Origin of the sequence: Streptomyces sp. NPDC057438, from assembly GCF_042802995.1 — a bacterium.
In the GTDB taxonomy this organism is placed as follows: domain Bacteria; phylum Actinomycetota; class Actinomycetes; order Streptomycetales; family Streptomycetaceae; genus Streptomyces.
The window spans coordinates 1-24176 of record NZ_JBHVDD010000041.1; the positions used below are offsets into that span (position 1 = coordinate 1).

At 71.1% G+C, this 24176-nt stretch carries 16 protein-coding genes and 1 pseudogene; 5 read left to right on the top strand and 12 right to left on the bottom strand.

Features of this window, described 5'->3' with window-relative positions:
• The first annotated feature begins 152 nt into the window (after nt 1-152).
• The gene (locus ACFU5F_RS22425; RefSeq protein WP_383890008.1) at nt 153-3107 is read left to right on the top strand and encodes an AAA family ATPase; all 2955 of its coding nucleotides are present in this window, start codon (nt 153-155) and stop codon (nt 3105-3107) included.
• On the opposite strand, the gene ACFU5F_RS22430 is transcribed toward ACFU5F_RS22425, so the two are convergent.
• The 6 genes from ACFU5F_RS22430 to ACFU5F_RS22455 form a co-directional block, all read right to left on the bottom strand.
• A complete protein-coding gene (locus ACFU5F_RS22430) occupies nt 3100-3960 on the bottom strand; it encodes a hypothetical protein (protein ID WP_383890011.1) in 861 nt (286 codons plus the stop codon). The genes ACFU5F_RS22425 and ACFU5F_RS22430 overlap by 8 nt on opposite strands.
• Before the next feature lie 254 nt (nt 3961-4214).
• On the bottom strand, nt 4215-6773 hold the full coding sequence (locus ACFU5F_RS22435) for a CBM35 domain-containing protein (RefSeq protein WP_383890013.1): 2559 nt from the start codon (nt 6771-6773) through the stop codon (nt 4215-4217).
• A 134-nt stretch (nt 6774-6907) separates the two neighbouring features.
• Nucleotides 6908-7762: a carbohydrate ABC transporter permease gene (locus ACFU5F_RS22440; protein ID WP_383890016.1), complete on the bottom strand. Its 855-nt coding sequence runs from the start codon at nt 7760-7762 to the stop codon at nt 6908-6910.
• Complete coding sequence (locus tag ACFU5F_RS22445) at nt 7759-8715, bottom strand: carbohydrate ABC transporter permease (RefSeq protein WP_383890019.1); 957 nt, start codon at nt 8713-8715, stop codon at nt 7759-7761. Before ACFU5F_RS22445 ends, ACFU5F_RS22440 begins: the two co-directional genes overlap by 4 nt.
• A gap of 78 nt (nt 8716-8793) precedes the next feature.
• Nucleotides 8794-10104, bottom strand: a complete 1311-nt coding sequence (locus tag ACFU5F_RS22450) for an ABC transporter substrate-binding protein (protein WP_383890022.1) — start codon at nt 10102-10104, stop codon at nt 8794-8796.
• A 239-nt stretch (nt 10105-10343) separates the two neighbouring features.
• A complete protein-coding gene (locus ACFU5F_RS22455) occupies nt 10344-11411 on the bottom strand; it encodes a LacI family DNA-binding transcriptional regulator (protein ID WP_383890025.1) in 1068 nt (355 codons plus the stop codon).
• A 166-nt stretch (nt 11412-11577) separates the two neighbouring features.
• On the opposite strand from ACFU5F_RS22455, the gene ACFU5F_RS22460 reads away from it, so the two are divergent.
• Both ACFU5F_RS22460 and ACFU5F_RS22465 read left to right on the top strand, forming a co-directional pair.
• Complete coding sequence (locus ACFU5F_RS22460) at nt 11578-13698, top strand: alpha-galactosidase (RefSeq protein WP_383890028.1); 2121 nt, start codon at nt 11578-11580, stop codon at nt 13696-13698.
• A 211-nt stretch (nt 13699-13909) separates the two neighbouring features.
• Entirely contained in the window at nt 13910-14320 is a 411-nt protein-coding gene (locus tag ACFU5F_RS22465) for a hypothetical protein (RefSeq protein WP_383890031.1), read from the top strand.
• A gap of 382 nt (nt 14321-14702) precedes the next feature.
• Here the strand turns inward: ACFU5F_RS22465 and ACFU5F_RS22470 are convergent, their stop codons facing one another.
• From ACFU5F_RS22470 to ACFU5F_RS22480, 3 genes are read right to left on the bottom strand one after another with little or no spacing between them, the layout of a single operon-like run.
• Nucleotides 14703-15803 carry an ABC transporter ATP-binding protein gene (locus ACFU5F_RS22470; RefSeq protein ID WP_383890033.1) on the bottom strand — a complete coding sequence of 367 codons (1101 nt, stop codon included), beginning with the start codon at nt 15801-15803 and terminating at the stop codon, nt 14703-14705.
• The gene (locus ACFU5F_RS22475; protein WP_383890036.1) at nt 15800-17401 is read right to left on the bottom strand and encodes an ABC transporter permease; all 1602 of its coding nucleotides are present in this window, start codon (nt 17399-17401) and stop codon (nt 15800-15802) included. The genes ACFU5F_RS22470 and ACFU5F_RS22475 overlap by 4 nt, the downstream gene beginning before the upstream one ends.
• A 5-nt stretch (nt 17402-17406) precedes the next feature.
• Nucleotides 17407-18456 carry an iron ABC transporter substrate-binding protein gene (locus ACFU5F_RS22480; RefSeq protein WP_383890039.1) on the bottom strand — a complete coding sequence of 350 codons (1050 nt, stop codon included), beginning with the start codon at nt 18454-18456 and terminating at the stop codon, nt 17407-17409.
• Between the two features lie 335 nt (nt 18457-18791).
• Here ACFU5F_RS22480 and ACFU5F_RS22485 point away from each other — a divergent pair, with 335 nt between their 5' ends.
• Nucleotides 18792-21458: an AMP-binding protein gene (locus tag ACFU5F_RS22485; RefSeq protein WP_383890042.1), complete on the top strand. Its 2667-nt coding sequence runs from the start codon at nt 18792-18794 to the stop codon at nt 21456-21458.
• On the top strand, nt 21439-21753 hold the full coding sequence (locus ACFU5F_RS22490) for a tyrosine-type recombinase/integrase (protein WP_383890044.1): 315 nt from the start codon (nt 21439-21441) through the stop codon (nt 21751-21753). Before ACFU5F_RS22485 ends, ACFU5F_RS22490 begins: the two co-directional genes overlap by 20 nt.
• Nucleotides 21754-21931: 178 nt before the next feature.
• On the opposite strand, the pseudogene ACFU5F_RS22495 reads toward ACFU5F_RS22490, so the two are convergent.
• The 3 genes and pseudogenes from ACFU5F_RS22495 to ACFU5F_RS22505 form a co-directional block, all read right to left on the bottom strand.
• Nucleotides 21932-22276, bottom strand: a pseudogene (locus ACFU5F_RS22495) (universal stress protein); the annotation flags it as partial.
• 68 nt (nt 22277-22344) lie between these two features.
• Nucleotides 22345-23139 carry a carbohydrate ABC transporter permease gene (locus ACFU5F_RS22500; protein WP_383890047.1) on the bottom strand — a complete coding sequence of 265 codons (795 nt, stop codon included), beginning with the start codon at nt 23137-23139 and terminating at the stop codon, nt 22345-22347.
• A gap of 115 nt (nt 23140-23254) precedes the next feature.
• Nucleotides 23255-24166 carry a carbohydrate ABC transporter permease gene (locus ACFU5F_RS22505; RefSeq protein ID WP_149830988.1) on the bottom strand — a complete coding sequence of 304 codons (912 nt, stop codon included), beginning with the start codon at nt 24164-24166 and terminating at the stop codon, nt 23255-23257.
• Nucleotides 24167-24176: the final 10 nt, after the last annotated feature.

The window sequence follows — 24176 nt, forward strand, 5'->3', positions numbered from 1 at the left end:
CCCGCGTGTGCTCGTGCAGCACCTCTGTCCGGAACCCGAATCAGGACCCCACTCTGTGAGATCCCTCCGTTCCGGTTCCCCCGCGCGGCGGTTGAGGCGATCAACAGGAGAGAATGACGTGTGAGGGGGATGTGAAGAAGAGGGGGGCAACTGTGGCAGCCGAGACGGCAGTTGGGGCGGACGGGAACGGAACGCCTTTACTGGGCCGTGCCGTCGAGCTCGCCCGCTTCGACACGCTGCTCGACCGTGCGGCCGCCGCCGTGCACGGCCCGGCGGCGGGCGAGGAGTTCCGCGACGACGGACGCTCCCGACTCGTCGACATCACCGGTGAGGCCGGCATCGGCAAGAGCCGGCTGCTGGGTGAGGTCTGCGCACGGGCGGGCCGGCGCGGGATGACGGTCCTGCGCGGCAGGGCCACGGAGTACGAGCGGCGGGTGCCCTTCCAGGTGTTCGCCGACGCGCTCGCCCACCTCGGCCCGCACGCCCCTGACGGCTTCCCGGAGGCCGAGGCGGTGGCGCCCCTCCTGCGGGGCAGCGGCACGATCGACCGTTTCGGACTGCACCGGTCCACGGCGACCCTGCTCGCCCGGCTCGCCGCCCCCTCCGGGCTGCTGCTGGCCCTGGACGACCTGCACTGGGCGGACCCGGCGTCACTGGAGCTGCTGGACCATCTCGTACGCCATCCCCCGCACGCCCCCGTCGTCCTGGCCGTGACCCGCCGCGACCGGCAGGGGCCCGAGTCCCTCGCCGCCGGGCTCACCCGGGGAGTCGACACCGGCACGGTCGTCAGGCTCGCCCTGCGACCGCTGAGCGCGGGCGACTGCGCCGCACTGGCCGGTCCCGGTCTGCCGCCCGCCGAGGCCGCCGCGCTGCACGCCGCGAGCGAGGGCAATCCGTTCTACTTCCTGACCCTCCTCCAGGCCCGCCGGGACGGTACGACGCCCGAGTCCTCGACGCCGCCCGGGCTCGGCACCCTGCTGCTGGACGAGCTGACCTTGCTGACGCCGGCCCGGCGCGGCATCGTCGAGGCCGTGGCGGTCCTGGGCGAGCACGCCACCCCCGCGATGGTCAGCCAGGTGACGGGCCGGCCCGCCAGCGCGTTCGCCGACGACGTCCACGCCCTCACCCGCCGCGACCTGCTGCGTTCCACGCCGCAGGGGCTGCTGACCCTGCGTCATCCGGTCGTGCGCACCCTCGTCCATGAGGGCACGCCCTTCCTGCGGCGCGCCGAGATCCACCGGCTCGCCGCACGGGAGCTGGCCCGCGTCGGCGCCTCGGCCGCCGAGCGGGCCCATCATGTGGAACGGTCGCTGACCGCCTGGGACCCGGCGGCGGTGGCCGTGCTCGACGAGGCCGCCGCGCAGACGGCCCGGACGGCTCCGGCGAGCTCGGCCCACTGGCTCGACGTGGCCCTGCGCCACCTCCCGCACACTCCCGAACACGCCGCCCGACGCCGGGAGTTGCTCCTGCGGCAGGCCCGTGCGCTGGCGGCGTGCGGTGGCCTGCGCGAGAGCCGCGACCTGCTCCAGGAGCTGATCGCCACCCCGCGGCGGCCGTCCGGGGGGCCGGCGGCCGACGAGGACCAGAACCTCAGAGTGCGCGCGGTCGTCCTGTGCGCGGTGGTGGAGCGTCATCTGGGGCGCTCCACCGAGGCCGTCGCGGTGCTGCGCCGGGAACTGGCCCGCGACCCGGCACCGGCCCATGTCGTCCGGCTCGGCCTGGAGCTCGGCTCGGCCGCGCCCCTGGACAGCGGCACCTCCTACGCCCGGGTGCGCACCGAGGTCGAGGCGGCGCTCACCGCGGCCCGGTCCACGGGGGACGAGGCCGGGGAGGCGGGAGTCCTGGCCGTCGCCGCCCTGGGAGAGGCGTACGAGGGCAACATGAGCGCGGCGCACCGGCTCGCCCGGCAGGCCGCCGCCCTGGTCGACTCCCTGCCGGACAACGACCTCACCGCGCTGTGCGAACCGCTGGCCCGGCTCGGCTGGGCGGAGGCGTTCCTGGAGCACTACCCGGACGCGGAGCGGCACGCCGAGCGCGGCCTCGCCATCGCCCGCCGCAGCGGTCAGCTCTACGTCGTGCCCCATCTGCTGCTGTGTCTGTCCCACGTCCGGGTGCAGACCTGCCGGATCCCCTCCGCGCTGGAACTGGCCGACCGGGCCGAGGACATCGCGCGCGGGATCGGCAGCGACCAGTTGCTCGCGTTCGTCCTGGCGAGCAGGGCCGCGGCACTGGTCGCCGGCTGCCCGCCGGGCGATCCGCGCCCCCTCGCCGTGGCCGAGGAGGCGGTGGCCGCGGCAGGCGGCGGGGTCGACTGGTGGGCCTCCACGGCCTGGTGCATCTTCGGCTGGGCCGCGCTCATGGCCGGGGATCCGGTGCGTGCCCGGGAGGCGATGCTCCAGGCGGGCGGACCCGAACTGCAGCGGATCCAGCCCTCGATGCGGCCGCTCTACCTGGAGATCCTGGTCACGTCCGCCCTGTTGACGGGGATGCCGGAGGAGGCCCGTGGCTGGGCCGAGCGGGCCCGGAAGGAGGCGGAACAGCTGGGGCTGCCGATGCAGCGGGCGTCCGCGCTGCGCAGCGCCGCCCATCTCCCGCTGGCGCAGGGGGACACCGCGGCGGCGGCGGGCCTGTTCGCGGAGGCCGCGGCGGAGAGCGCCCGCTGCGGCGCGGTCTTCTGGGAGGCCCACTCCCTGCTGCTCGGCGCCCCGCTGGAAGCGGCGGCGGGCCGCGGCCGGGCCGGCACGCACGCCTGGCTCAGGGGGCGCCGGCTCGCCGAGGCGGGCGGCAGCGGCATGCTGGTCGGCCTCGCCGACGCCACCCGCCCGCCCGGAAGCGGCCCGCAGGCGCCGCACGTGTCCCCGGACCGCTCCGAACTCGCCGAACGGCTGGCCGCCCTGACCGCCCGGGAGCTGGAGATAGCCGAGCTGGTGGCCCAGGGGCTCACCAGCCAGGCCATCGCGGACCGGCTGTTCGTCAGCCGGCGTACGGTCGAGACCCATGTCTCCCGGACCTTCCGCAAGACCGGGGTCTCCTCCCGGACCGCCCTGGCCGCGCTGATGGCCCGCCACCGCGCCGGGGGCCGTTTCGGGAACGCCCCGGCTACCTGACGTCGACGTAGTCGCCGGACGCGGTCGCGGAGCCGGTCGTGGTGGTGCCGGCGAAGAGGAAGCGGAAGTAGCCGTCGGAGCGGGCCCGGGTGGTGGTGCTCAGGGTGCCGCTGCCGCTGGTCCTGACCGTCTTGAGGGTGGTGTAGGTGCTGGTGCCCCGCTTGCGGAACTGCAACTGCACCGGCTGGTCCGTGTATCCGGCGTTCTTGCCGGTGGTCCAGTTGGCGCGGCTCAGCTTGCCGGTGACCTTGATGTTCCTGCCTGCCGTGACCGGCTCCGGGGAGGCGTCGGTGGTCAGCTGGGCCGCACGCTTGATCTTGCCGCGGGCGACGTCGTCGTCGACACTGACGTTCGCGTAGAGGTCGTAGGCGCCCAGGAAGAGTTTCCAGGTCCCCGCGGTGCCGTTGCCGTCCTTGAAGGCGACGGCCGGGTCGATGGTGAAGACCGCCCGGCAGCTGTAGCGGTAGCCGTTGTGGACCGGTGTCTCGGTGCACGCGGGGTAGTCGTCCGCCCCCAGGGCTCCGGTGATGGTGTCCGTGTCCGAACTGTCGGTGCCCTGCCACAGGAAGGCCTGGGTGAAGGCCAGCCCCTCCTCGTCGAAGGCCGTGAAGGTGACGGGAACGGCCTTCTTGCCCGTGACGCCGAGCACGACGTCCTTGCCCTGGTTGACGACCCCCTTCGTGAAGAGGGTGCCGCCGACCGCGTCCTGCGGCCGGGCGCGCTCCGAGGTGAGGGCTCTGAGGTCCCTCGCCGCACCGGAGTGGCCCGCCGCCTGGGCGGTGCCCGGAAGAACGAGCGTCGAGAGGACGGCCGCACCGGAAAGGACGGTGGCCGCGGTGCTGTGGACGCGCATGTGTTTCCCCCCAAGACGAGATCGGACGGACGGGGGCGAGGCCGGCATTCCCGGGCCTCCGCTTCCCCGCCCGTTGTCGTCATGGACGCAAGGAAACGGCACGGCTGTCGGGGGCGCGTCGGTAGGAGTACGTATTCCATGTACGTACGTGTCGGGAGGAGACCGCGAGGTGGCCGCGAGCGCTTCGCGGCCACCTCGGGTGTACGGGGAACGGGCCGTCTCCGGAGTTCACCGATGCGTCGGATGTCGTTCCGTCAGCCCTTCAGGGGCGCGACGGTGATCTTGTCGATGTCCGGCGCGTAGGCCGAGGGGTTGGCGAAGGAGACGGTGTTGACACCGGCCTTCAGGTCGACCGGGACCGGCAGGTCCCAGAAGTTGGACCAGCTGTAGGAGTTGCGGAACATGGACCTCTGGGCGCTGCCGTTGACGCTGATGTCGGCCGCCCGGGAGATGACGTTGGTGTTGTAGTTCCCGGACCCGGCGACCTCGTTGTTGGCGTAGCGCACGTTCATCACGTACCGCCCCGCCGAGGGGGCGTTCACCTTGAAGGTGAGGGTGTTGGCGGCGCCCAGGCCGATGTGTCCCACGAACTTGCCGCCGGAGGCCCAGGAGTTGCCGGAGACCGACGCGGTACCGTCTCGGAGCGCGTCCTCGGCTTCGTAGGCCGTGGCGCCCGAGGTACTGACCTCCCCGGTGACGCGCAGGTCGCGCAGGGTGAGTTTGCCCTTGCCGGGGATGGTGGCGGTGATGCGGTTGTTGCCGGCGGACAGATACAGCCGCAGGGTCTTGTCGGTGATGCCGCCCCCGGTGGGAGCGAGGGTGGCGGCCGTGGCTCCGTCGAGGCTCAGGACGCCGTCGCCGGTGGAGGCGTAGTCGGCGTGCACGGTGTAGTAGCCGTCGGCCGGTGCGTAGACGTCGAAGGCGGCCTTGTCGCGGCGGTTCAGCACCAGGGCGCCCGCGCCGGCGGTGCCCGAGGCGGTGTAGTCGAACGTCGGGGACCCGCTGATGTCGGCATAGGTCGCGGGGTACACGGAGTCCGGGGTCCTGGACGCGGTGAGGTCGATCTTGTCGAGGGTGACCTCGTTCGTGCCCTTGGACAGGGTCAGGGTGTGCGTGCCGGCGGTCAGGGACACGGGTGTGCTCGCCGTGGCGCGGTAGGTCCAGTTCAGGGTGGACCCGTAGGTGAGGGTCCGGGGCGAGCCGCCGTCGACCGTGAGGGTGTGGGTGGCGGGCCCGCCGGACTGGTTGCCGTAGAAGACGTCCAGGTCGTAGGTACCGGTCTTCGGGACGTCGACGGTGAAGGCGACCTTGCTGTCGGACCTGTTGAGGCTGCCGACGTCCTTCGTCCCCGAGGTGGCGAAGCCGTAGGGGTTGGTCAGGGAGCCCTGGGAGTAGACGGTGCCGCTGGTGATCGCCGCGTTCTCCGCCTCGTACGACGCGGACCAGGGCAGACTCTCCGCCGTGGGCGACCCGCTGCCGGCCGGGTTGACGGTGACGCGGTAGGCCGACATGGCGTCCAGGTTCGTCGTCGGCACGGTGACGCTGCCGTTCTTGGCGACCGTGGCGGTGGTGCGGGACACCACGCTCGGCGCGGCGGCGCCCTCGTAGCCGCTCCAGCCGATGCGTTCGACGGTGACGTTGATCCTCTTGCCGAAGCGCGAGGGAACGTTGCGGATCACGGTGTCGACGTCGCCGGAGGTGCCGCCGAGCAGGATCTGGGCCTGCTTGCGGCTCGTGTCCAGTGCGGCGATGCCCTGGACGGTGTCGACGGTGTTGGGCCGCGGCGGGTCCAGTTCGGTGGTCTCGCCGGTCAGGCCCGCGTACCAGCGCAGCAGCCACCAGGTGCCGTTGGGGATGTTGGTCCGGGCGGCGTTGTCGTTGAGGTTTCCGGCGATGTTCCAGTACGCCTGGTCGGCGTAGACCTTGTTGCGTTCGAACATCGACATCCACTGGACCATCTGTCCGGGCACGGACTGGTCGCGCCGGTTGCCGTACTCGTTGATGCCGACCGGCCGTTCGGAGATGCCGGCCTTCCTCTCGACGGCCCGGTAGTGGGCGAGGTGGGACTCGAAGTCCTTGAGGGAGTCCGGGCCCAGCTCGTGCCAGGTCGTGATGTCCGGGAGCACGTCGTGGGCCTTGGCCCAGGGATAGAAGTCGCCCATGAGCCTGCCGTCGTAGTGGGTCTCGTTGGGCCCCGCGATCCGGGCGTCCGGGATGATCGAGCGGATCTTCTCGTAGACGGTGGTCCAGTCGCTCTGGAACCTGCCGAGCGCGCTCGCGTACGTGGCGCTGTCCGAACTGCCCAGATCCGGATACCAGTTGCCGTTGGGCTCGTTGAAGGGGACCCACACGAAGTCGTCCCGGTCGGCGCGTGCGGCGACCTTTCGGACCATGGTGTCGACCTTGGCCAGGTAGTCGCTCAGGCCGCGGTTCTCGTAGGGCCACTGGGCGTAGATGTCCTGCATGTAGATGTGGACCTCGCCGCCGCCGTTGCGGTCGTAGCCCTTCTTGATCTCCAGAGCGTCCCCGTTGGGGTGCTGCGCGCCGTCGGGGGCCTTCTGGACGACCGTCGTCATGTGCAGGGGGGCGACCAGTTCGTCGCCCGGGACACCGTCGTCGCTGAGGCCGTACAGGGTTCCGTTGGCGCCGTGCATCACCGCGCCGGTGGTTCTGCCCAGGTCGACGGTGACGACCTGGGTGGTGGCCGCCCGGGCGGGCGGGACGGTCACGGCCGTGCCGATCAGCGCGGCGGTGAAGGCGACCGCTCCCATCAGGCGTGCGGTCGTGCGGGAGCTGTACTCGGTTCGGGGCATGTGCGTCCTCCGCCTCCCGCGACGCTGCGGGAGGATGGTGAGTGGCCCGGACCACCCCGACGGGTCGGGTGGACCGGAGGTCGTGGGAGCCGGGGCGCGCGGGGAGACGCGCCCCGGGGGATCATGGGCGCGGACTACTTGACGGCGCCGCTGGTGATGCCGGCGACGATGCGGCGCTGGGCGATGACGAAGACCGCCACCATCGGCAGGCTCATCATCACGACGTAGGCGAAGATGAGATGCCAGTTGTTCAGGTACAGCTGGGCGCTGGCGACCTGGTAGAGGTTGAGCGGCAGGGTGGCCTTGTCACCGCCGCCGAGGACGAAGAACGCGTAGAAGATGTCGCTCCAGGCGAACAGCATCACCATGATCGTCGCTGTGGCGATGACCGGTCGCAGCAGGGGCAGGACCACCTGGAAGAAGACCCGGGCCGGGCCCGCGCCGTCCATGCGCGCGGCCTCCTCCAGCTCCTCGGGGAGATGGCGGATGAAGCCGGTCATGAAGAAGATCGACGTGGACAGGTACATCCCGGTGTAGACGGCGATCATGCCCAGCTGGGTGCCCGCCAGGCCGAGTTGGCGCAGCTCCATGACGATGGTGATCACGGCGGGAGGCAGGAGCAGACCGCTGATGCTCAGCGCGTACAGCGTGCCCGCCAGGCGTCCCTTGCGGCGGGCGAAGACCCACGCCGCGCCGGCGCCGAGGAGCAGCACGAGGACGACGGAAGGGGCCACGACCAGCAGGCTGTTGACGAAACCCTGGACCATCTTGCCCTGGTCGAAGGTCTGCTGGTAGTTCTCCGCGACCTGGACCTGGTGCGGCGGCGCGAGGTTGGGCCTGATCGCCTCGGCCTGGGGCTTGGCGGAGGTCACCGCGACGAGCCACAGCGGGATGCCGATGGTGATCGCCGCGAGCAGCAGGACGGCGGCCTGCTGCAGCCGACGCGGGGCGCGGCGGCGCACGGGAGGTGTTGCGGCAACGGCGGTCACTGGTTGTTCTCCCTGCGGCGCAGGCCGACGATCACGGGCACGGCGAGGACGACGACCACGAGGAAGAGCACCAGGCTCATCGCGGACGCCTGGGCGTAGAGGCCCTGGCCGAAGATGCGGAACATGTAGATGTTGAAGACCTCGGTCTCGCTGCCCGGCCCGCCCGCGGTGGTGGCCTGGACGATGTCGAAGGTGTTCATGGAGCCGATCAGCGCGGTGGTCACGTTGAACGTCACCGCCGGTGCCAGCAGCGGGAACCGGATCGACCAGAACGTGCGCCAGGCGCCCGCCCCGTCGATGCGCGCGGCCTCCAGGACATCGCCCGGCATGCTCTTGAGACCGGCCAGGTAGATCAGCATGGCCAGGCCCATCCACTTCCAGCCGTGGATGAGGGTCACCACCACCAGCGTCCAGGTCGTCGACCCCAGCCAGGGGGTGTCGACCGGGTGGCCGGCGAGCGAGGACAGCACGCTGTTGAGCGCCCCGTCCTGGGAGAGCAGGGCCCGGAAGATGTAGCCGACGGCCAGGGCGGAGATCAGCACGGGCAGGAAGAACACCGCGCGGAAGAAGCGGTTGAAGCGGCTGTCCCGCTCCAGCAGCAGTGCCAGGCCCAGACCGAAGCCGTTCTGGAAGAGGGCCACCAGGACCGCGTACTCCAAGGTGATGCGGATGTCGCGGACCATCGAGCCGTCGTGGAGGATCGACTCGAAGTTCGACAGGCCCGCGAAGCCGATCTGCGGGTGGAACGCGGACCAGTCCGTGAACGGGTACACGAAGTTCAGCAGGTTGGGCAGCAGGAAGAACACGCCGAACACGGCGAGCGCGGGAAGCGCGAACCACCACGGCTGGTTGGGCTTCCTCCGGGTGCGCCCGCGCCGGCCGCTGTGGGGCGATGTGCTCCGGTCCTTCGCACGTGTGGGCTCGATGACGCCCCTGGTGGCGGTGTCCACCACGTTCTTACCTCCGGTGACGGGTCCCGGGCGCGCCGCCGACGGGCGGCCCGGGGTGCGGGCTGACGAGGGGACGCCCGGTCAGAAGCCGGAGACGCCGCGCGCCTTGAGGACCTGCTGGAACTGGTCCTGAGCGGCCTGGGCGACCTGCTTGGGGGTCTTCTTGCCGTAGATCATGTCGGCGAGGGCGAGGTGCATGTCGGGCGCGGTCAGCGCCTTGACCTGGAAGACCCCGGTGGCGGAGGAGAGTGCCTCGGCCTGGGCGAGTGCGGTCTGCGGCAGACCGTCGGGGTTGGGCACCGAGGGCTGCACCGACACGAGCTTGTTGGCCTTGATGTAGTCCGGGTAGTCCTTGCCGAGCCAGAAGGACAGGAACTGCCGGGCGGCGTTCTGGCGCTCGGTGTCCCCGGTCTTGAACGCGACGACGCCGTTGGTCTGGTCGGGCGAGTACTCGGCCTTGGCGCTGCTGTTGGCGATGGGGAACCAGCCGAGCTTCTTGTCCATCTCCGCGGTGCTGGAGGTGGACTGTATCTGGGACTGCAGCGAGGTGACGTTCAGGGCCATGGCGGCGCTGCCGTCCATGATCGCCTTGCCCTGGTCGACGAACGTGGCCGTCTTGTAGTTCTTCTGCGCGAGGCCGCCGTCCAGGACCTTCGTCCTGTACTTGGTGATGGCGTCCACGACGACCTTGTCGGTCCAGGTGGCCTTGTTCTCGTTCAGCTTGTCCCAGAACGACTGGGGCAGGTCGGTCAGCTGCACCTGGACCTGCCACTGCAGGGGCCACTTGTCGCCGCCGACCTCGAAGAACGGGGCGACGCCCGTCTTGGACTTGATCTTCGCGGCGGTGGCGAGGAGGTCGTCGTAGTCCTGGGGCATCGTGGTGATGCCGGCCTTCTCGAAGACGTCCTTGTTGTAGTAGACGCCGAGGACCGCGGGGCTGGTGACGATGGCCGCGTAACGGTGGCCGTCGACCTGGCCGAGGCCCTTCTCCGTCTCGCCGAGCTTGGAGACCCAGTCCTCGTTGTCGAGCTGGAGCAGGTTCTGCTGCGGCTGGATGAACGGCAGGGTGCTGCCGGTGGGCTGCCAGAACATCAGGTCCGGCTTGACGCCCGAGGCGAGCTTGGTCGGGACGTTCGACTCGTACGGGTCGGGGATCACCTCGGTCCTGACCTTGGCACCGGTGGCCTTCTCGAACGCCTCGATGGCCTGCTTGGGCTGGTTGACGCTGTTCTGGGCCGTCCACATGGTGAGTTCGACGCCCTTGAGGTTCGCGGTCGCGTCGACCGGTCCCGAGGGCGCCGCGTCGGCGCCGCCTGCGGTGCTGTCGCTGCAGGCGGTGGCGGTCAGCCCGAGGAGACAGGCGGTGACGAGGGCGGAGACGGCTCTTCTCATGGCGAGTTCCTTGCTGGTGAGGAGGGGAAGACGGTGCGGGTGAGGGAGGACGGGTGACGGTCGGTGCGGGTGAGCGCGGACGAGTGACGGTCGGTGCGGGTGAGCGCGGACGAGTGACGGTCGGTGCGAATCGAGCGAGGGCGGGTGACGGTCGGTGCGGAGGGCGGGCGAGGGTGTCAGGCTCCGCTCACAGGCGAGGGGGGTCGGCGCGGACCACGAACGGGGGTGTCAGGCCTCGCTCAACCGCCGGGCGGTGCCGAACTCTCCCGGACGATCAGGGCGGGTTCGGCGGGCACCCCCTCGGGTGCCGGCCGATCGGTGTCGAGCCGGGCGCACAACAGCCCGAAGGCGGCGCGGCCGAGCCCTTGGAAGTCCATCCGGACCGTGGTGAGCGACGGAGTGACGTACGCGGAGTGCGGGGCGTCGTCGAATCCGATGACGCTGACGTCCTCCGGAACCCGCCGGCCCGCGTGATGCAGGGCCCGCAGGACACCCAGCGCCAGGTCGTCGTTGCCGCACAGGATCGCGGTGACGTCCCGGTCGCGGGCGAGCCTGGCCCCGGCCTCGTATCCGGCCTGGGCGTCCCAGCCTCTGCCGCACGGCTCGGGAGCGTCGACCCCGGCCGCCTCCAGGGCCGTTCGCCAGCCCTCGGCGCGGGGCCCCACCGAGCGCCGGGTGCCGGTCGAGGCGGGGATCGCCACATAGTGGACGGTGTGGTGTCCCAGTGACAGGAGGTGTTCGGTGGCGGCACGGGCCGCCGCACGGTCGTCGGCCCACACCGCGGGCAGCCCGGGGGATCGTCCCGGTGGCGGCGCTTCCACGACCGCCACGCACGGGACGTGAGCCGGTACGCGGTCCAGGGCGGCGGCACCGAGGCGGTCGAACCCGATGACCACGAGGCCGCCACCGCCGTCGCAGGCCGAGGCGATCGCGCGGTCCAGGTCGTCCTCGGGGGTGAGGACCCGCACGCCCAGTGTGTAGCCCGCGGCGCGGGACGCCTCTTCCAGGCCCTGCAGCGTGGCCGCGTAGCCGTGGAGCCGCGTGTGGGACGTGAGCACGGTGATCGACCGCGTCACACCGCTGGCCAGCGCGAACGCGGTGGCGTTGCGTCTGAAGCCCAGAGCGGCGATGGCGTCTCGCACCCGCCCGCGGGTCTCCTCGCGGACGTTCGGGTGGCCGTTGATGACCCGCGAGACGGTCTGGTAGGAGACGCCGGCCGCCTCGGCGACATCGCGGATGCTCGCCGCCTTCTGTCCCTGAGGGGGTCCGGCCGGGCTGCCCGACCTTGTGTGACCGGTCACAAACATGCGAGGATTGTGAGCGGTCACAACGCGGGCGTCAAGAGAGCGTGCGCTGGAGTTCACCCACCGGCATCTGCGCCACCGCGGGCCCGCTTTCACCGCCCTGGATGAATCCTCAGGTCAGCTGCACGAGGACCACCGCAGGACCGAACCAGCCCAGAAGGGAATCGCGTTGACCGCTGCCGTCGAAACAGCCGAGGGAACCAGGGTCTGGTCGCATCCGGATTCCGGCCTGCACGCCGTCAGGGACGCCACCGGAGCGGTGAGACTGGGAGGACCCGGTCAGGACTGGGCCGCTCTGGTCCCCCTCGTCGAGGTGACCGCCACCGGCCACGGACGCATGTGGTCGGGGGAACGATTCATCGAGACGGCCATCGGCGACCGCCTGGCCTACCGGGGACACGAGACCGTCCAGGACGGCGCCGGGCGGCGTACGACGATCCGGCTCGCGGACGCCGGGACCGGTCTGGCCGCCGACGTCACCCTGGAGACCCGCCAGGGCAGCGGCTTCCTGCGCGCCCGGGTACGCCTCGCCAACGAGGGGGCCACCGCGCTACGGCTGGAGAGCGTCTCCACTCTGACGCTCGGCGGCATCACGGACCCGGACGGCGGCCTCGACGGCCTGACCCTGCACTGGGCCGACAACGACTGGCTCGCCGAATGCCGTTGGCGGCAGGACGCGTTCCGCGCGCAGGTGGTGCCGCTGAGCCGGTCCGCGCACGGCCACGAGGGCCGAGGCTGCTTCGAGCGGTACTCGCAGGGCAGTTGGTCCACCGGCCGCCATCTGCCCGTGGCCGGGCTCACCGACAGCGAAGGCCGCGCCTGGCTGTGGCAGATCGAGTCCAGCGCGGGCTGGCGCTTCGAGACCGGGGAGCGCGAGGGCGCCGCGTACGTGGCCCTGTTCGGACCCGACGACGCGCACCACCAGTGGCAGCACGTGCTCACCCCCGGCGCGGAGTTCCACACCGTGCCCGCCGTGCTCGTCCACGCCGGGAGCGGTGGACTGGACGCGGCCTTCGGTGAGCTCACGGACTACCGCCGGGGCATCCGCCGCGACCACCCCGACCTGCGCGCCCTGCCGGTGATCTACAACGACTACATGAACACCCTGATGGGCGACCCCACCACCGAACGGCTCCTGCCGCTGGTCGAGGCGGCCGGCGCGGCCGGCGCCGAGGTGTTCGTGATCGACGCGGGCTGGTACGACGACGACGCCCAGGGCTGGTGGGACGCCGTCGGCGCCTGGGAGCCCGCTCCCCGCCGCTTCCCGGGCGGACTCCCCGAGGTCCTGGACGCCGTCCGGGCGCACGGGATGACCCCGGGACTCTGGCTCGAACCCGAAGTCGTCGGCGTACGCAGCCCGCTGGCCCGCACACTGCCCGACGAGGCGTTCTTCCGGCGCGGCGGTGTCCGTGTCACCGAGCACGGGCGGCACCACCTGGACCTGCGGCACCCGGCCGCCCGCGCCCATCTCGACGCGGTCGTGGACCGGCTGGTCGGCGAGTGGGGCGTCGGCTATCTGAAGCTCGACTACAACATCAACATCGGCCCCGGCACGGAGAACGGCTCCGAGAGCCCGGGCGCCGGTCTGCTCGGACACCACCGCGCCCACCTCGACTGGATGGCCTCGCTCCTCGACCGGCACCCCCGTCTCGTCCTGGAGAACTGCGGCTCGGGCGGCCTGCGCATGGACTACGCGCAACTGGCCGTGGCCCAGCTGCAGTCCACCAGCGACCAGCAGGACCTGCTGCGCTACCCGCCCATCGCCGCCGCGGCGGCCACCGCCGTGACACCGGAACAGGCCGCGGTCTGGGCCTACCCCCAGCCGGACCACTCCCTCGACGCGGTCGCGTTCACCCTCACCGGCGCGCTCCTCGGCCGCGTCCACCTCTCCGGCTTCCTCGACCGCATGAGCCCCGAGCAGTCCGGCCTCGTCCGCGCGGCGATCTCCGTGTACAAGGAGCTCCGTGCCGACCTCGGCGGCGCGCGGCCGATCTGGCCGCTGGGGCTGCCCGGTTGGGAGGACGAGTGGATCGCCCACGGTCTTCGGACCCACGGGGGCACCTATCTCTCCGTCTGCAGAAGGAGCGCCGCACCCGCGCGGAGCGGCCCCGCCGACACCGACCGTGCCCTCCCCGTCCCCCACCTGCGCGGTACTCAGGTCAGGCCCACGGTGCTGTATCCCGAGACGGCCGATGCCGCCGCGCGATGGGACGCGTACAGAGGGCTGCTCACCGTCTCGCTGCCGCGGGCGAACACCGCGGTCCTCCTGCGGCTGGACCCGGTGACGTGACCCGCCCCGGCCCGCCCGCTCGCCCGCTCGCCCGCTCCGGCAGACGCGAACGGGCGCGGGCGCCGCGGAGCCGGGCGGCGGCGGAACCGTGGACGCGCCGCGGACATGCGGACGTCAGATCCAGCCAGTTTCCCCGCGGACGGTGACGTGAGCCGGGAACTTTCCCTAGGGTGTGGCGATCTTGTCCCGGACCGGTAAGGGGGAAAAGTCGATGAAGTGGGTGCAACGATTCAGTCTGGTGGTCTGCACGGTGTCGGCCGTGGTGTTCGGGGTCGGGACGCAGGCGAATGCCGCGGTGCCGCCCCAGAACGTCGGCTGGCTCTACACGGAGGGCGGCAGCGGCGCGGTGTTCTTCGACGCCGACCTGGCCGGCTATCCGTCGATGGAGAAGATCACGGTGTGCGACAACGACTCCAATGACCGAGGTGTCGTCGCCACCGTGACCGGCACCGACCCCCGTGGCGGCACCATGGCGGTCATCCTGCGCGACCCGTCCAACAACGGCAGCTGCACCGCGGACTTCGGAAACTTCTTCGCCGACGGGTTCTACGTCTACGTCACTGTCTGCGAGTACTGGGGCAGCCGCGAGGACAACTGCCGAAGCGCGAGGGGGGTCGCGTAGCGTCCGGCCAGGTCCGGTACCGCGGCGAGCGGCCGCGGTACCGGACCTGACGCGCAGGGCGACCGGTCTCCGCCCAGGCATGCGTGCGGAGTGTCCGTCACCGGACGAGAGATCTCCTCCTGCGACCGTCCGATCGGTTCCAGAACATGTAGGCCGGGTCGGGGGCTCCCTGTGGTCCTGTCGGGTCGGGGTGACGGCTCCTGCCACCGGCAGGAGCCTCTCCCGTTCGCGATCCGAGCCGCGTCAGCGGCCGTGGTGCGGGCCGAGCCACCCCGGGGAGGTTCGCCGGTCAACATCGAAGATGCTCGGGCGCGGCGGTTCCGTCCGGGCACGGCAGGGCGGTCACCTCGGCGGGCAGGGTGCAGCGCGTATGTTCACCGCTTCAGGCGCTCGGCGACGACCGTGGCCCCTCTGCGGTCGCCGACGGAGATGCCGTGATGGTGTCGTGCAGCGTCGCCTCGCCCACGACCCGTACCCCCGTCTCCTCGCCGGGCCCCACTGGTGGTTGGCCCGGGACGCGGATGTCGATGGGCGAGGCGTGGTGTGGGACGGTCACGGTGACCATGGCGTCGTGGCCGTAGTACCGGATGTCGGTCACCCGGCCCGGGACGGCACCCTCGGTGTCGGGGACGGTGAGCCGGAGTTGTTCGGGGCGCAGGAGGACCGTGCCCTCCCGGATGCCGGAGGGCGGGCCGGTGAGGGGGACGCGGCCCAGTGCCGTGTCGGCCGTCCCGTCGCCGCTGGTGGTGCCGGGGAGCAGCACCGCCTCGCCGACGAACGCCGCCACCCAGGGGTCCGCGGGCCGGCGGTAGAGGTCCTGGGGCGTGGCGCACTGGACGACCCGGCCCGCGTGGACGACCGCGACCAGGTCCGCCGTGGACAGGGCCTCCTGCTGGTCGTGGGTGACCAGGACCGCCGTCGCGCCCGTCGCCCGCAGCGCCGCGCGCACGTCCGCCCGTACGCCTGCCCGCAGGGCGCTGTCCAGGGCGTTGAACGGCTCGTCCAGGAGGACCAGTTGGGGGCGCGGGGCCAGGGCTCGGGCCAGGGAGACGCGTTGTTGCTGGCCGCCGGAGAGTTCATGGGGCATGCGGTCGCCGTAGCCGGCGAGGCCGACGAGGTCCAGCATCTCCTCCGTGCGGTCCCGGCGTGCGGTTCGGTCGGCGCCCTTGAGGCCGAAGGCCACGTTGCGGGCCACGTCGAGGTGCGGGAACAGCGCGCCCTCCTGCGGCACGATGCCGATCCGGCGGCGCTCGGGCGGCAGGTGGACCCCGGGACCGCCGAGCACCCGGTCGCCGAGCCGTACCGTGCCGGCGTCGGCGCGCAGGAAGCCGGCGACGACACGGAGCATGGTGGTCTTGCCGCAGCCGGAGGGGCCCAGGACCGCGACCAGGGAACCGGACGGCACGGTGAGGTCGAGGCCGCGCAGGACGGGGGCGTCGGGGCCGTAGGACTTCGTCAGGCCCTCGATCCGGAGAGCGTTCATGGGCGGTGCCTGCCAAGGAGGTAGGAGGGAACGGCCGCCAGCAGGATCAGCGCGGCCGCGTAGGGGGCCGCCGCCGCGAACGAGCCGGCGCCCGTCTCGGTCCACAGCCGGGTGGCCAAGGTGTCCATGCCCGTCGGGCGCAGCAGCAGGGTGGCCGGCAACTCCTTCATGCAGACCACGAAGGTGAGGGCCGCCCCCGCCGCCACCCCGGGCGCGGCCAGTGGCACGGTGACCTCGCGCAGCACCTGCCAGGGACGCCGGCCGAGCGAGCGGGCCACGTCCTCCAGCACGGGCGGCGCCTGGAGGACCGCGGCCCGGGTCGCGGCGACCGCGACGGGCAGGAAGAGGACGGCGTACGCGCCGACCAGCAACGGCAGTCGCTGGTAGAGGGGGTAGGCGTAGCGGACCGCGAAGAAGACCAGGGCCAGCGCGACCGTGATGCCGGGGAGCGCGTGGCCCGCGTACGCCGACTGCTCCAGCAGCCGTGCCCCACGCCCTTTGTGCCGGGCCGCGATCACCCCGACCGGCAGGGCGAGGACCGTGGTGAGGGCGGCGCCTGCGGCGGCGACGCCGAGGGTGGCGCCCGCGGTGTCGGCGAGGAGGGGCAGGTCCCAGGTGGCGGAGGTGCCGGCGGTCAGCCAGTAGCCGAGGGTGGCGAGCGGGAAGACGACCGCCATGGCGACCACGGCGGCGCACCACAGCAGGGCGACCGGCCGCCACCGGCCGAGAGGGAGCGGGACCGCCGGCCGGGCGGTGCCGGTGCCGGTCCGCGCGTGTCCGGCCCGTCCGCGTGTACGGGCCTCGGCGGCGACCAGGGCCACCGTCATCACGACCAGCACGACGCTGAGCGCGGCGGCCGGGGTGCGGTCGAAGGAGGCGCGGTAGGAGGTGTGGATGGCACGGGTGAACGTGTCGTAGCGCATGAGGGAGACCGCGCCGAAGTCGGAGAGCACGTAGAGCGCGACGAGCAGGGCGCCGCCCGCCGCCGAGGGACGCAGCTGGGGCAGGGTGACGCGCAGGAACGTGCGCAGCGGGCCGTGTCCGAGGGAGCGGGCGGCTTCCTCCTGAGCCGGGTCCATGCCGCGCAGCGCGGCGGCGACCGGCAGGAGGACGTACGGGAAGCTGACGAGGGTCAGGGCCAGCGCGGCGCCGCCGAACCCGGCGAGGCCGGGCTCGGCGGCCAGCCAGGTGAACGCGGCCACGTAACTGGGCACGGCGAGCGGCAGCGTGGCCAGCACCGACCAGGCGCGGGCACCGGGCAGCGCGGTGCGCACGGTCAGCCAGGCGAGGGAGACGCCCAGCACCAGGCAGGCCGCCACGACCACGACGGTGAGGCCGAGGCTGCGGCCCAGGAGGGCGAGGGTGCGTTCGTCGGCGACGACGTCCCAGGCGAAGGCGGGCCCTCGTTCGAGGGCGCGCACGGCGAGGTAGCCGAGCGGCAGCAGCGCGAACAGGGCGGCGACGCAGGCGGGGACGAGCAGGACGAGCGGCGGTCGGCGTCCGGAGTCGGCGGGAGCGCCGCGGCCGGTACGGACACGCCGGCGCCCGGCCGGGGCGTCCGCGCCGGCCGGGGGTGCCGTGGATGCGGTGGTGTGCACGACCGTCAGACGAGCCCGACGTCCTGGAGCATCGCCAGGGTCTCCTGGAGGGAGTCCAGCTTGCCGAGGTCGATGTCGGGGGACTGCAGGGACTCGAACGGCGGCAGCCCCTCGACGGTGCTGGTGACGCCCGCGGCCAGCGGGTACTCCTTAGTCGTGTCGGCGAAGTAGGTCTGCGCGTCCTTGGAGAGCAGGTAGTCGACGGCCTTCTGCGCGGCCCCGGTCTGCCCGCTGTCCTTCAGGATGCCCGCGCCCGCCACGTTGATCAGGGCGCCGGGGTCCTTGCCGGGCAGGAAGTGGAGCTTGGCGTTGACCTTGTCCTCGCCCTTCTCGGCGACCCGCTCGTACCAGTAGTAGTGGTTGACCAGGCCGAGGGAGACCTCACCGGCCTCGATGGCGTCGAGGGTGGCGAGGTTGTGCGCGTAGGTCTTCGCGCCGTTGGCCTTCAGGTCCGTCAGCCACTCGCGCGTGGCGTCGTCGCCCTCCAGGACGCGCATGCCGGTGACGAAGGCCTGGAAAGAGGCGTTGGTGGGCGCGAAGCCGACCTTGCCCTTCCACTCGGGCTTCACCACGTCGTGGACGCTGTCCGGAACCTGACCCTCGGTGAGGTCGTCCGGGTTGTAGGCGATCACCCGGACGCGTCCGGACAGACCCACCCAGTCGCCGGCGCCGCCACGGTACGCCGCGTCCACCTCGTCGAGGGAGGACTGGGGGAGCTTCTTCAGCATGCCCTCCTTGGAGAGGGCGCCCAAGGCGCCGGCGTCCTGGGAGAAGAACAGTCCCGCCTTGGTGCGTTCGCCCTCCTCCAGGATCTGGGCGGCGAGTTCCGCGCTGTCGCCGTAGCGCACCTCGACCTTGCTGCCCACCGCCTTCTCCAGCTTGTCGAGGAGCGGCTCGACCAGCTTCTCGTTGCGTCCGGAGTAGATGACGAGGGTGGAGTCGCCCCCTTCCCCGGCCGTGCTCTTGTCGTCGTCGGAGCCGCAGGCGGCGAGGGCGGGGAGCAGCAGGCCGGCCGCGACGAGCGCGGTGATCCGGCGAGCCAGGGGGCGTCGCATGGTGATGTGCCTTCCTGCGGGGCCACCGGCGAACCGCTGGGCGCGGGGTCGGTCGGCGGGCGGCGAACTGATGCTTTCAAGCCAACTGTGAACATGCTATGAATAAGGTAAAGCTTGCCTAACCGTCAAGGGATCTGTGCTATTTGCGGACGCTGCCGCAGAAAGGTTGCGCGCCCGTGATCTCCCCGCCCGAACCGCTTCGCGCTCCCTCCCGGACCTCGGTTCCGAGCCCCCCGCCGATCGCCGGCCCCCTCGTGACTCCCGCCGTCCTGCCCGCTTGGAGCCCTCTCACGGCTCCGGGCCCTCTGCCGGCACCGTCCTCCCGGCCGCGCGGAGTGCCCTTTGCGCGCCGGCTTGCCGCGCATGGCGACCGCGTCGCACTCATCGCCTCTTCGGGTGCACTCAGCTATCGGGAGCTCGCCCGCCGGGTCACCGCCATGGCGGAGCGCCTCGGCCCGATCCGCCGCCTCGTCCTGCTAACCGGCGCCAACCACGTCGACGCCCTGGTCGTCCATCTCGCCGCCCTTTCCGCCGGACACCCCGTCCTGCTCGTCCCCGGCGACAGCGACAGCACCGTGGACACGCTGACGACGGCGTACGACCCGGACGTGGTGGTCCGTCAGGACGAGCGCGGACACTGGTCCCTCGACGAACGCAGGACCGGCAGTGCCCACACCCTCCACCCCGACCTCGCGCTGCTGCTGAGCACGTCCGGATCGACCGGCTCGCCGAAGCTCGTACGGCTCTCGCACGACAACGTGCAGTCGAACGCCGCGTCCATCGCCGTGTACCTCGGCATCACCGACACCGACCGAGCGGTCACGAGTCTGCCGCCGCACTACTGCTACGGCCTGTCCGTCATCCACAGCCACCTGGTGTGCGGTGCCGCGCTGATCCTCACCGACCGCTCCGTGGCGGACGCCGAGTTCTGGGAGGAGTTCCGCTCAGCCCGCGGCACATCGCTGGCCGGAGTGCCGTACACCTTCGACCTCCTCGACCGCGTCGGCTTCGCCGACATGGATCTGCCGCACCTGCGGCGCGTCACCCAGGCGGGCGGCCGGCTGGCACCCGACCGGGTCGCCCGCTACGCGGAACAAGGACGGCGCGCCGGCTGGGAACTCTTCGTGATGTACGGGCAGACCGAGGCGACGGCCCGCATGGCCTATCTGCCGCCGCACCTCGCCGCCGCCCGCCCGGAAGCCGTGGGCGTGCCGATCCCCGGCGGCTCCTTCCGCCTGGCACCCGTCGACACCCCGGCCGAGCCGGGCACCGGCGGGAGCGGCGCCGCGACGGACGACGTCGGCGAACTCGTCTACTCCGGCCCCAACGTCATGCTCGGCTACGCGCAGGGCCCGGCAGACCTCGCACTCGGCCGTACGGTCCGGGAGTTGTACACGGGCGACCTGGCGCGGCGCGCACCCGACGGGCTGTACGAGATCGTCGGGCGCCGCAGCCGGTTCGCGAAAATCTGCGGCCTGCGGATCGATCCTCAGCGCGTGGAGACCCTGCTGGACCGGCACGGAATCACCGCGTTCTGCACGGGCGACGGGGACGCGTTGGCCGTGGCCGCAAGGATCGACGGCCTCGGGAGCGCATCCGGCGAAATACGCGTGCGCCGTCTGGTGGCGCATGAATGCGGGATCCCACAACGAGCGGTCCAGGTACGCCTCGTCGCGGAACTGCCCCGCCTGGCCAGCGGAAAACCCGACTACGACACCGTACGCCGCCTCACACGTCCCGGGCCCCCGGGAGCGGGCGTCGCGGGCGCGGACCCGGCCGTCGACCCACCGAAGGGGGAACCGGGAGCCGTCCTGCGGAGCCTCTACGCCGAGATACTCGATCGCGACGACGTCACGGACGACAGCAGCTTCGTCGGTCTGGGCGGCGACTCGCTCTGCTACGTGGAAATGTCGCTACGGCTGGAGGAAGCTCTCGGCACGCTGCCCACGGACTGGCACACGAGGCCGATCCGCGAACTGCCATCCCTCGCACCGGAGTCGCGGCAACGGCCGGCGGCTCTGGAGACGAGCCCGGCCGGAGAGCGTGGTGAGACCACCGACCGCCCACCACGGTGGGGCGGACGGCGCCGTCCGACGCACTCGGCCGTCCACGGTTCCCGAACTCGTGGCGCCCGACGCTCCCTGGAGACCGGGATCGTGCTACGGGCGATCGGTATCGTGCTCGTCGTCGGCTCACACATCCCCGTCTTCACCCTCCAGGGCAGCGCGCACATCCTCATCGGCGTCGCAGGTTTCAACTTCGCCCGCTTCCACCTGACCGCCGCCGAACACCAGGACCGCCTGCGCCACCTGTGGCGCAGCGTCGCCCGCATAGCGCTCCCGAGCATGGTGTGGATCACCGGCGCGGTCCTGCTGACCGGCCTGTACGACCCCGCCAACGCGCTGCTGCTCAACAGCTTCCTCGACCAGGGCACCGAGCGCCACGAGTGGCATTACTGGTTCGTGGAGGCCCTGGTCTACTTCCTGGTCGTGCTGGGCGCGCTGCTGGCCGTACCGCTGCTGGACCGCCTGGAGAGGCGCCACCCCTTCGGCGTGCCGCTCGCGCTGGTGGCGATCGGCCTGGTCGGCCGCTACGACCTGCTGGGGCTGGCGCCCGCCCGCTTCCACCTGGGCCCGGCCGTGGTGTTCTGGCTGTTCGCGCTGGGCTGGGCTGCGGCGCGGGCGACGAGCGTCCGGCAACGGCTGCTGCTGACGGCGATCCTTCTCCTCACCACGCCCGGCCTGTTCCAGGACCAGCCGCAGCGCACCCTCCTGGTCATCGCGGGCCTGACCCTGCTGGTCTGGGTGCCGACGCTGCCGAGTCTGGGCCCGCTCAACCGCGTCGCCGGCGTCCTGGCGAGCAGTTCCCTCTACATCTACCTGACCCACTTCCAGGTCTACCCGCTCCTCCGCGACGACTTCCCCGTCCTCGCTCTCCTCGCCTCCCTGGCGCTCGGCATCGGGTACGCGACGATCGCCACCCGTGTGGTCCGCAGGCTCTGACCGGTGGCTGTGCCGTCCCAGCAACCCCACGCGGACGTTCCCGCACCACCACATCGCCAACCAGTGGCAGCGGATCAAGAAGGCCGGCCAGACAGACATCCCTGACGGGATGGTCGTCTACGGCCTGCGGCACTTCTTCGCCTCCAACTGCCTCACCCACGGCATCCCCCTCACCGACGTCGCCGAGTGGATGGGCCACAGGACCATCGAGATCACCTTCAGGATCTACCGCCACCTCATGCCCGGCTCCATCAGCACAGCCGTCAAACTCCTCAACCACAACCTCACCGCATAAGGGCGTACAGACAGGCGTGCCCTTGGTCGCAGCGAGGGTGTTGCGACGGAGCCGGGCCCTGTGCCGTCCGGCAGGCCACCCATCTCGGCGGTGACCTGCACGCTGTACTCGTCGGCCTCCGCGATCGACGACTCGACGGTCACCGACTTTTCGACGGTGGAGGTCGGCAGTAAGAAGCTCACCCGTCCGACGCGTGTGTCTCCCCGACCAACGCCGTCACGGCCACGGTCTGCCAGGCGGCACCGTCCCCGAAGGACTGCCGGGCACTGGAGTTCGTGTACGCGGACGCCGCCACGGCCACGAACACCGCAGTTGGCGACTGCAAATGGATACGCGGATGAAGCGAGCGAGACAGCGGTGCTCCTCGAGGTGCGTCGCCGCATCCGCTGGTGAGGCAGTCAGAGGTCGGAGGGCACCACGTGACCGGGCAGTGGGCGTGATGGAGGGCGGCCTGGCCGACCGATCCCAGGAGCAGGCCGGCGAATCCGCCGTGCCCCCGTGCGCCAACGACCATCAGTGGGGCGTCCGCGCTGCGACAACGACGCCATTCGCTGGGCTCCCCGGCCTGGGGTTACTTGGCCCGGACCAGAGCTACTTCATTCCCGTGGTGGCGATTCCCTTGACGAGGTAGCGCTGGCCGACGAGGAAGACGATGAAGACCGGAATCAGCGTGACGACGGACATCGCGAACAGCGATCCCCATGAAGCCCCGCTGGTGGCGTCGACGTAGTTGCGCAGGGCCACGGGTGCGGTCTGCAGTTCCGGTTTGGTCAGGTAGATCAACTGGCCCAGGAAGTCGTTCCACGTCCAGATGAAGGTGAAGATGGCGGTGGTGGCCAGAGCCGGCAACGAGATGGGCAGCAGGATTTGGAAGTAGATGCGCCAGTACCCGGCTCCGTCGATCTTGGCCGCCTCGTCCAGCTCGGTGGGCAGACTCCGGAAGAACTGGATCATCAGGAAGATGAAGAAGGCGTCCGTGGCGAGGAACTTGGGAACGATCAGCGGGAGAAACGTGTTCACCCATCCGATCTCCGAGAACATCACGTACTGCGGAATGATGAGGACGTAGATCGGCACCATCAGGGTCAGCATCATCATGCCGAAGAAGAACGCCCGTCCGCGGAACTTCAGCCGCGCGAAGGCGTAGGCCGCCATGGAGCAGCTGACCAGGTTGCCGAGCAGTGCCCCCAGGACGACGGTCGCCGAGTTCATCAAGTACACCCCGAACGGGTGCGACAGCGCGTTCCAGCCGTCGGAGTAGTGGCCGAAGTCGGTCTCCGTAGGCAGCAGGGAGGGCTCACGGAAGATGAGAGCGTCCGGTTTGATCGAGCTGGCGATCATCCACAACAGCGGGTAGACCATCACGAGGCCGAAGGCGATCAGCACGACGTGCTTGGTGAGCGCGCGTACACGAGCCGCCCTCCTACGGCGCTGCGCGGCGGGAACAGGCGCAGGGGTCGGAGCAGGCGAAGGAGTGTCTTCGGCCTTCAGGAGTGTCATCTCACTTACCGTCACCGTAGAACACCCATCTCTTGCTGAAGTAGAAGTTGATCGCGGTCAGGGCACCGACGACCACCACGAGCAGCCACGCCATGGCCGAGGCGTAGCCCATGTGGAGCCGGCCGAAGCCCTCCTCGTACAGGTACAGCGAGTAGAAGAGGGTCGAGTCCGAGGGACCTCCCGTCCCCCCGCTGACGACGAATGCCTGGGTGAAGGACTGGAAGGAGCTGATGACCTGCAGAACGAGGTTGAAGAAGATGATCGGGGTGAGCAGTGGCACGGTGACGTGCCGGAACTGGTGCCAGCGGCCGGCGCCGTCGAGGGCGGCGGCTTCGTAGTACTGCTCGGGGATCTGCCGCAGACCGGCCAGGAAGATCACCATCGAAGAGCCGAAGGTCCACACGTGCAGGACGACGAGGCTGTACAGCGCGGTGTCCGGGTTGGAGATCCAGCCGGGCCCGTGGATGCCGAACAGTCCGAGGAACTTGTTCACCAGGCCGTCGGTGCCGAAGACCTGTCGCCACAGGATGCCCACCGCGACCGAGGCACCGAGGAGCGACGGCAGATAGTAGACGGACCGGTAGAACGCCAGTCCCCTGATGCCCCGGTTGAGGATCATCGCCAGGGCGAGGGCGACCGCCAGCAGCAACGGCACGCTCAGGGCGACGTAGGCGAAGGTCACGCTCAGGGATGTGCGCAATCGGGGGTCGTCGAGCATCTTGCTGTAGTTCTCGAAGCCCACCCACTCGGGAGAGCTCAGCAGGTTGTAGTCCGTCATCGAGAAGTACAGCGAGGCGATCATCGGGCCGAGCGTGACGCCGGCCATGCCGACGAACCACGGCAACAGGAAGACCCATGCGGTCCGTTCTTCTTTTCTGGCCGCCTGGCTGAGGGGGCTGCGGAGCACAGTCATCGTCCTCGGG

Excerpts from the sequence above, each read along its gene's own strand:
- ACFU5F_RS22430 (WP_383890011.1), bottom strand. The coding sequence starts at position 3,960 with ATGCGCGTCCACAGCACCGCGGCCACCGTCCTTTCCGGTGCGGCCGTC.
- ACFU5F_RS22435 (WP_383890013.1), bottom strand. The coding sequence starts at position 6,773 with ATGCCCCGAACCGAGTACAGCTCCCGCACGACCGCACGCCTGATGGGA.
- ACFU5F_RS22450 (WP_383890022.1), bottom strand. The coding sequence starts at position 10,104 with ATGAGAAGAGCCGTCTCCGCCCTCGTCACCGCCTGTCTCCTCGGGCTG.
- ACFU5F_RS22455 (WP_383890025.1), bottom strand. The coding sequence starts at position 11,411 with ATGTTTGTGACCGGTCACACAAGGTCGGGCAGCCCGGCCGGACCCCCT.
- ACFU5F_RS22465 (WP_383890031.1), top strand. The coding sequence starts at position 13,910 with ATGAAGTGGGTGCAACGATTCAGTCTGGTGGTCTGCACGGTGTCGGCC.
- ACFU5F_RS22470 (WP_383890033.1), bottom strand. The coding sequence starts at position 15,803 with ATGAACGCTCTCCGGATCGAGGGCCTGACGAAGTCCTACGGCCCCGAC.
- ACFU5F_RS22480 (WP_383890039.1), bottom strand. The coding sequence starts at position 18,456 with ATGCGACGCCCCCTGGCTCGCCGGATCACCGCGCTCGTCGCGGCCGGC.
- ACFU5F_RS22505 (WP_149830988.1), bottom strand. The coding sequence starts at position 24,166 with ATGACTGTGCTCCGCAGCCCCCTCAGCCAGGCGGCCAGAAAAGAAGAA.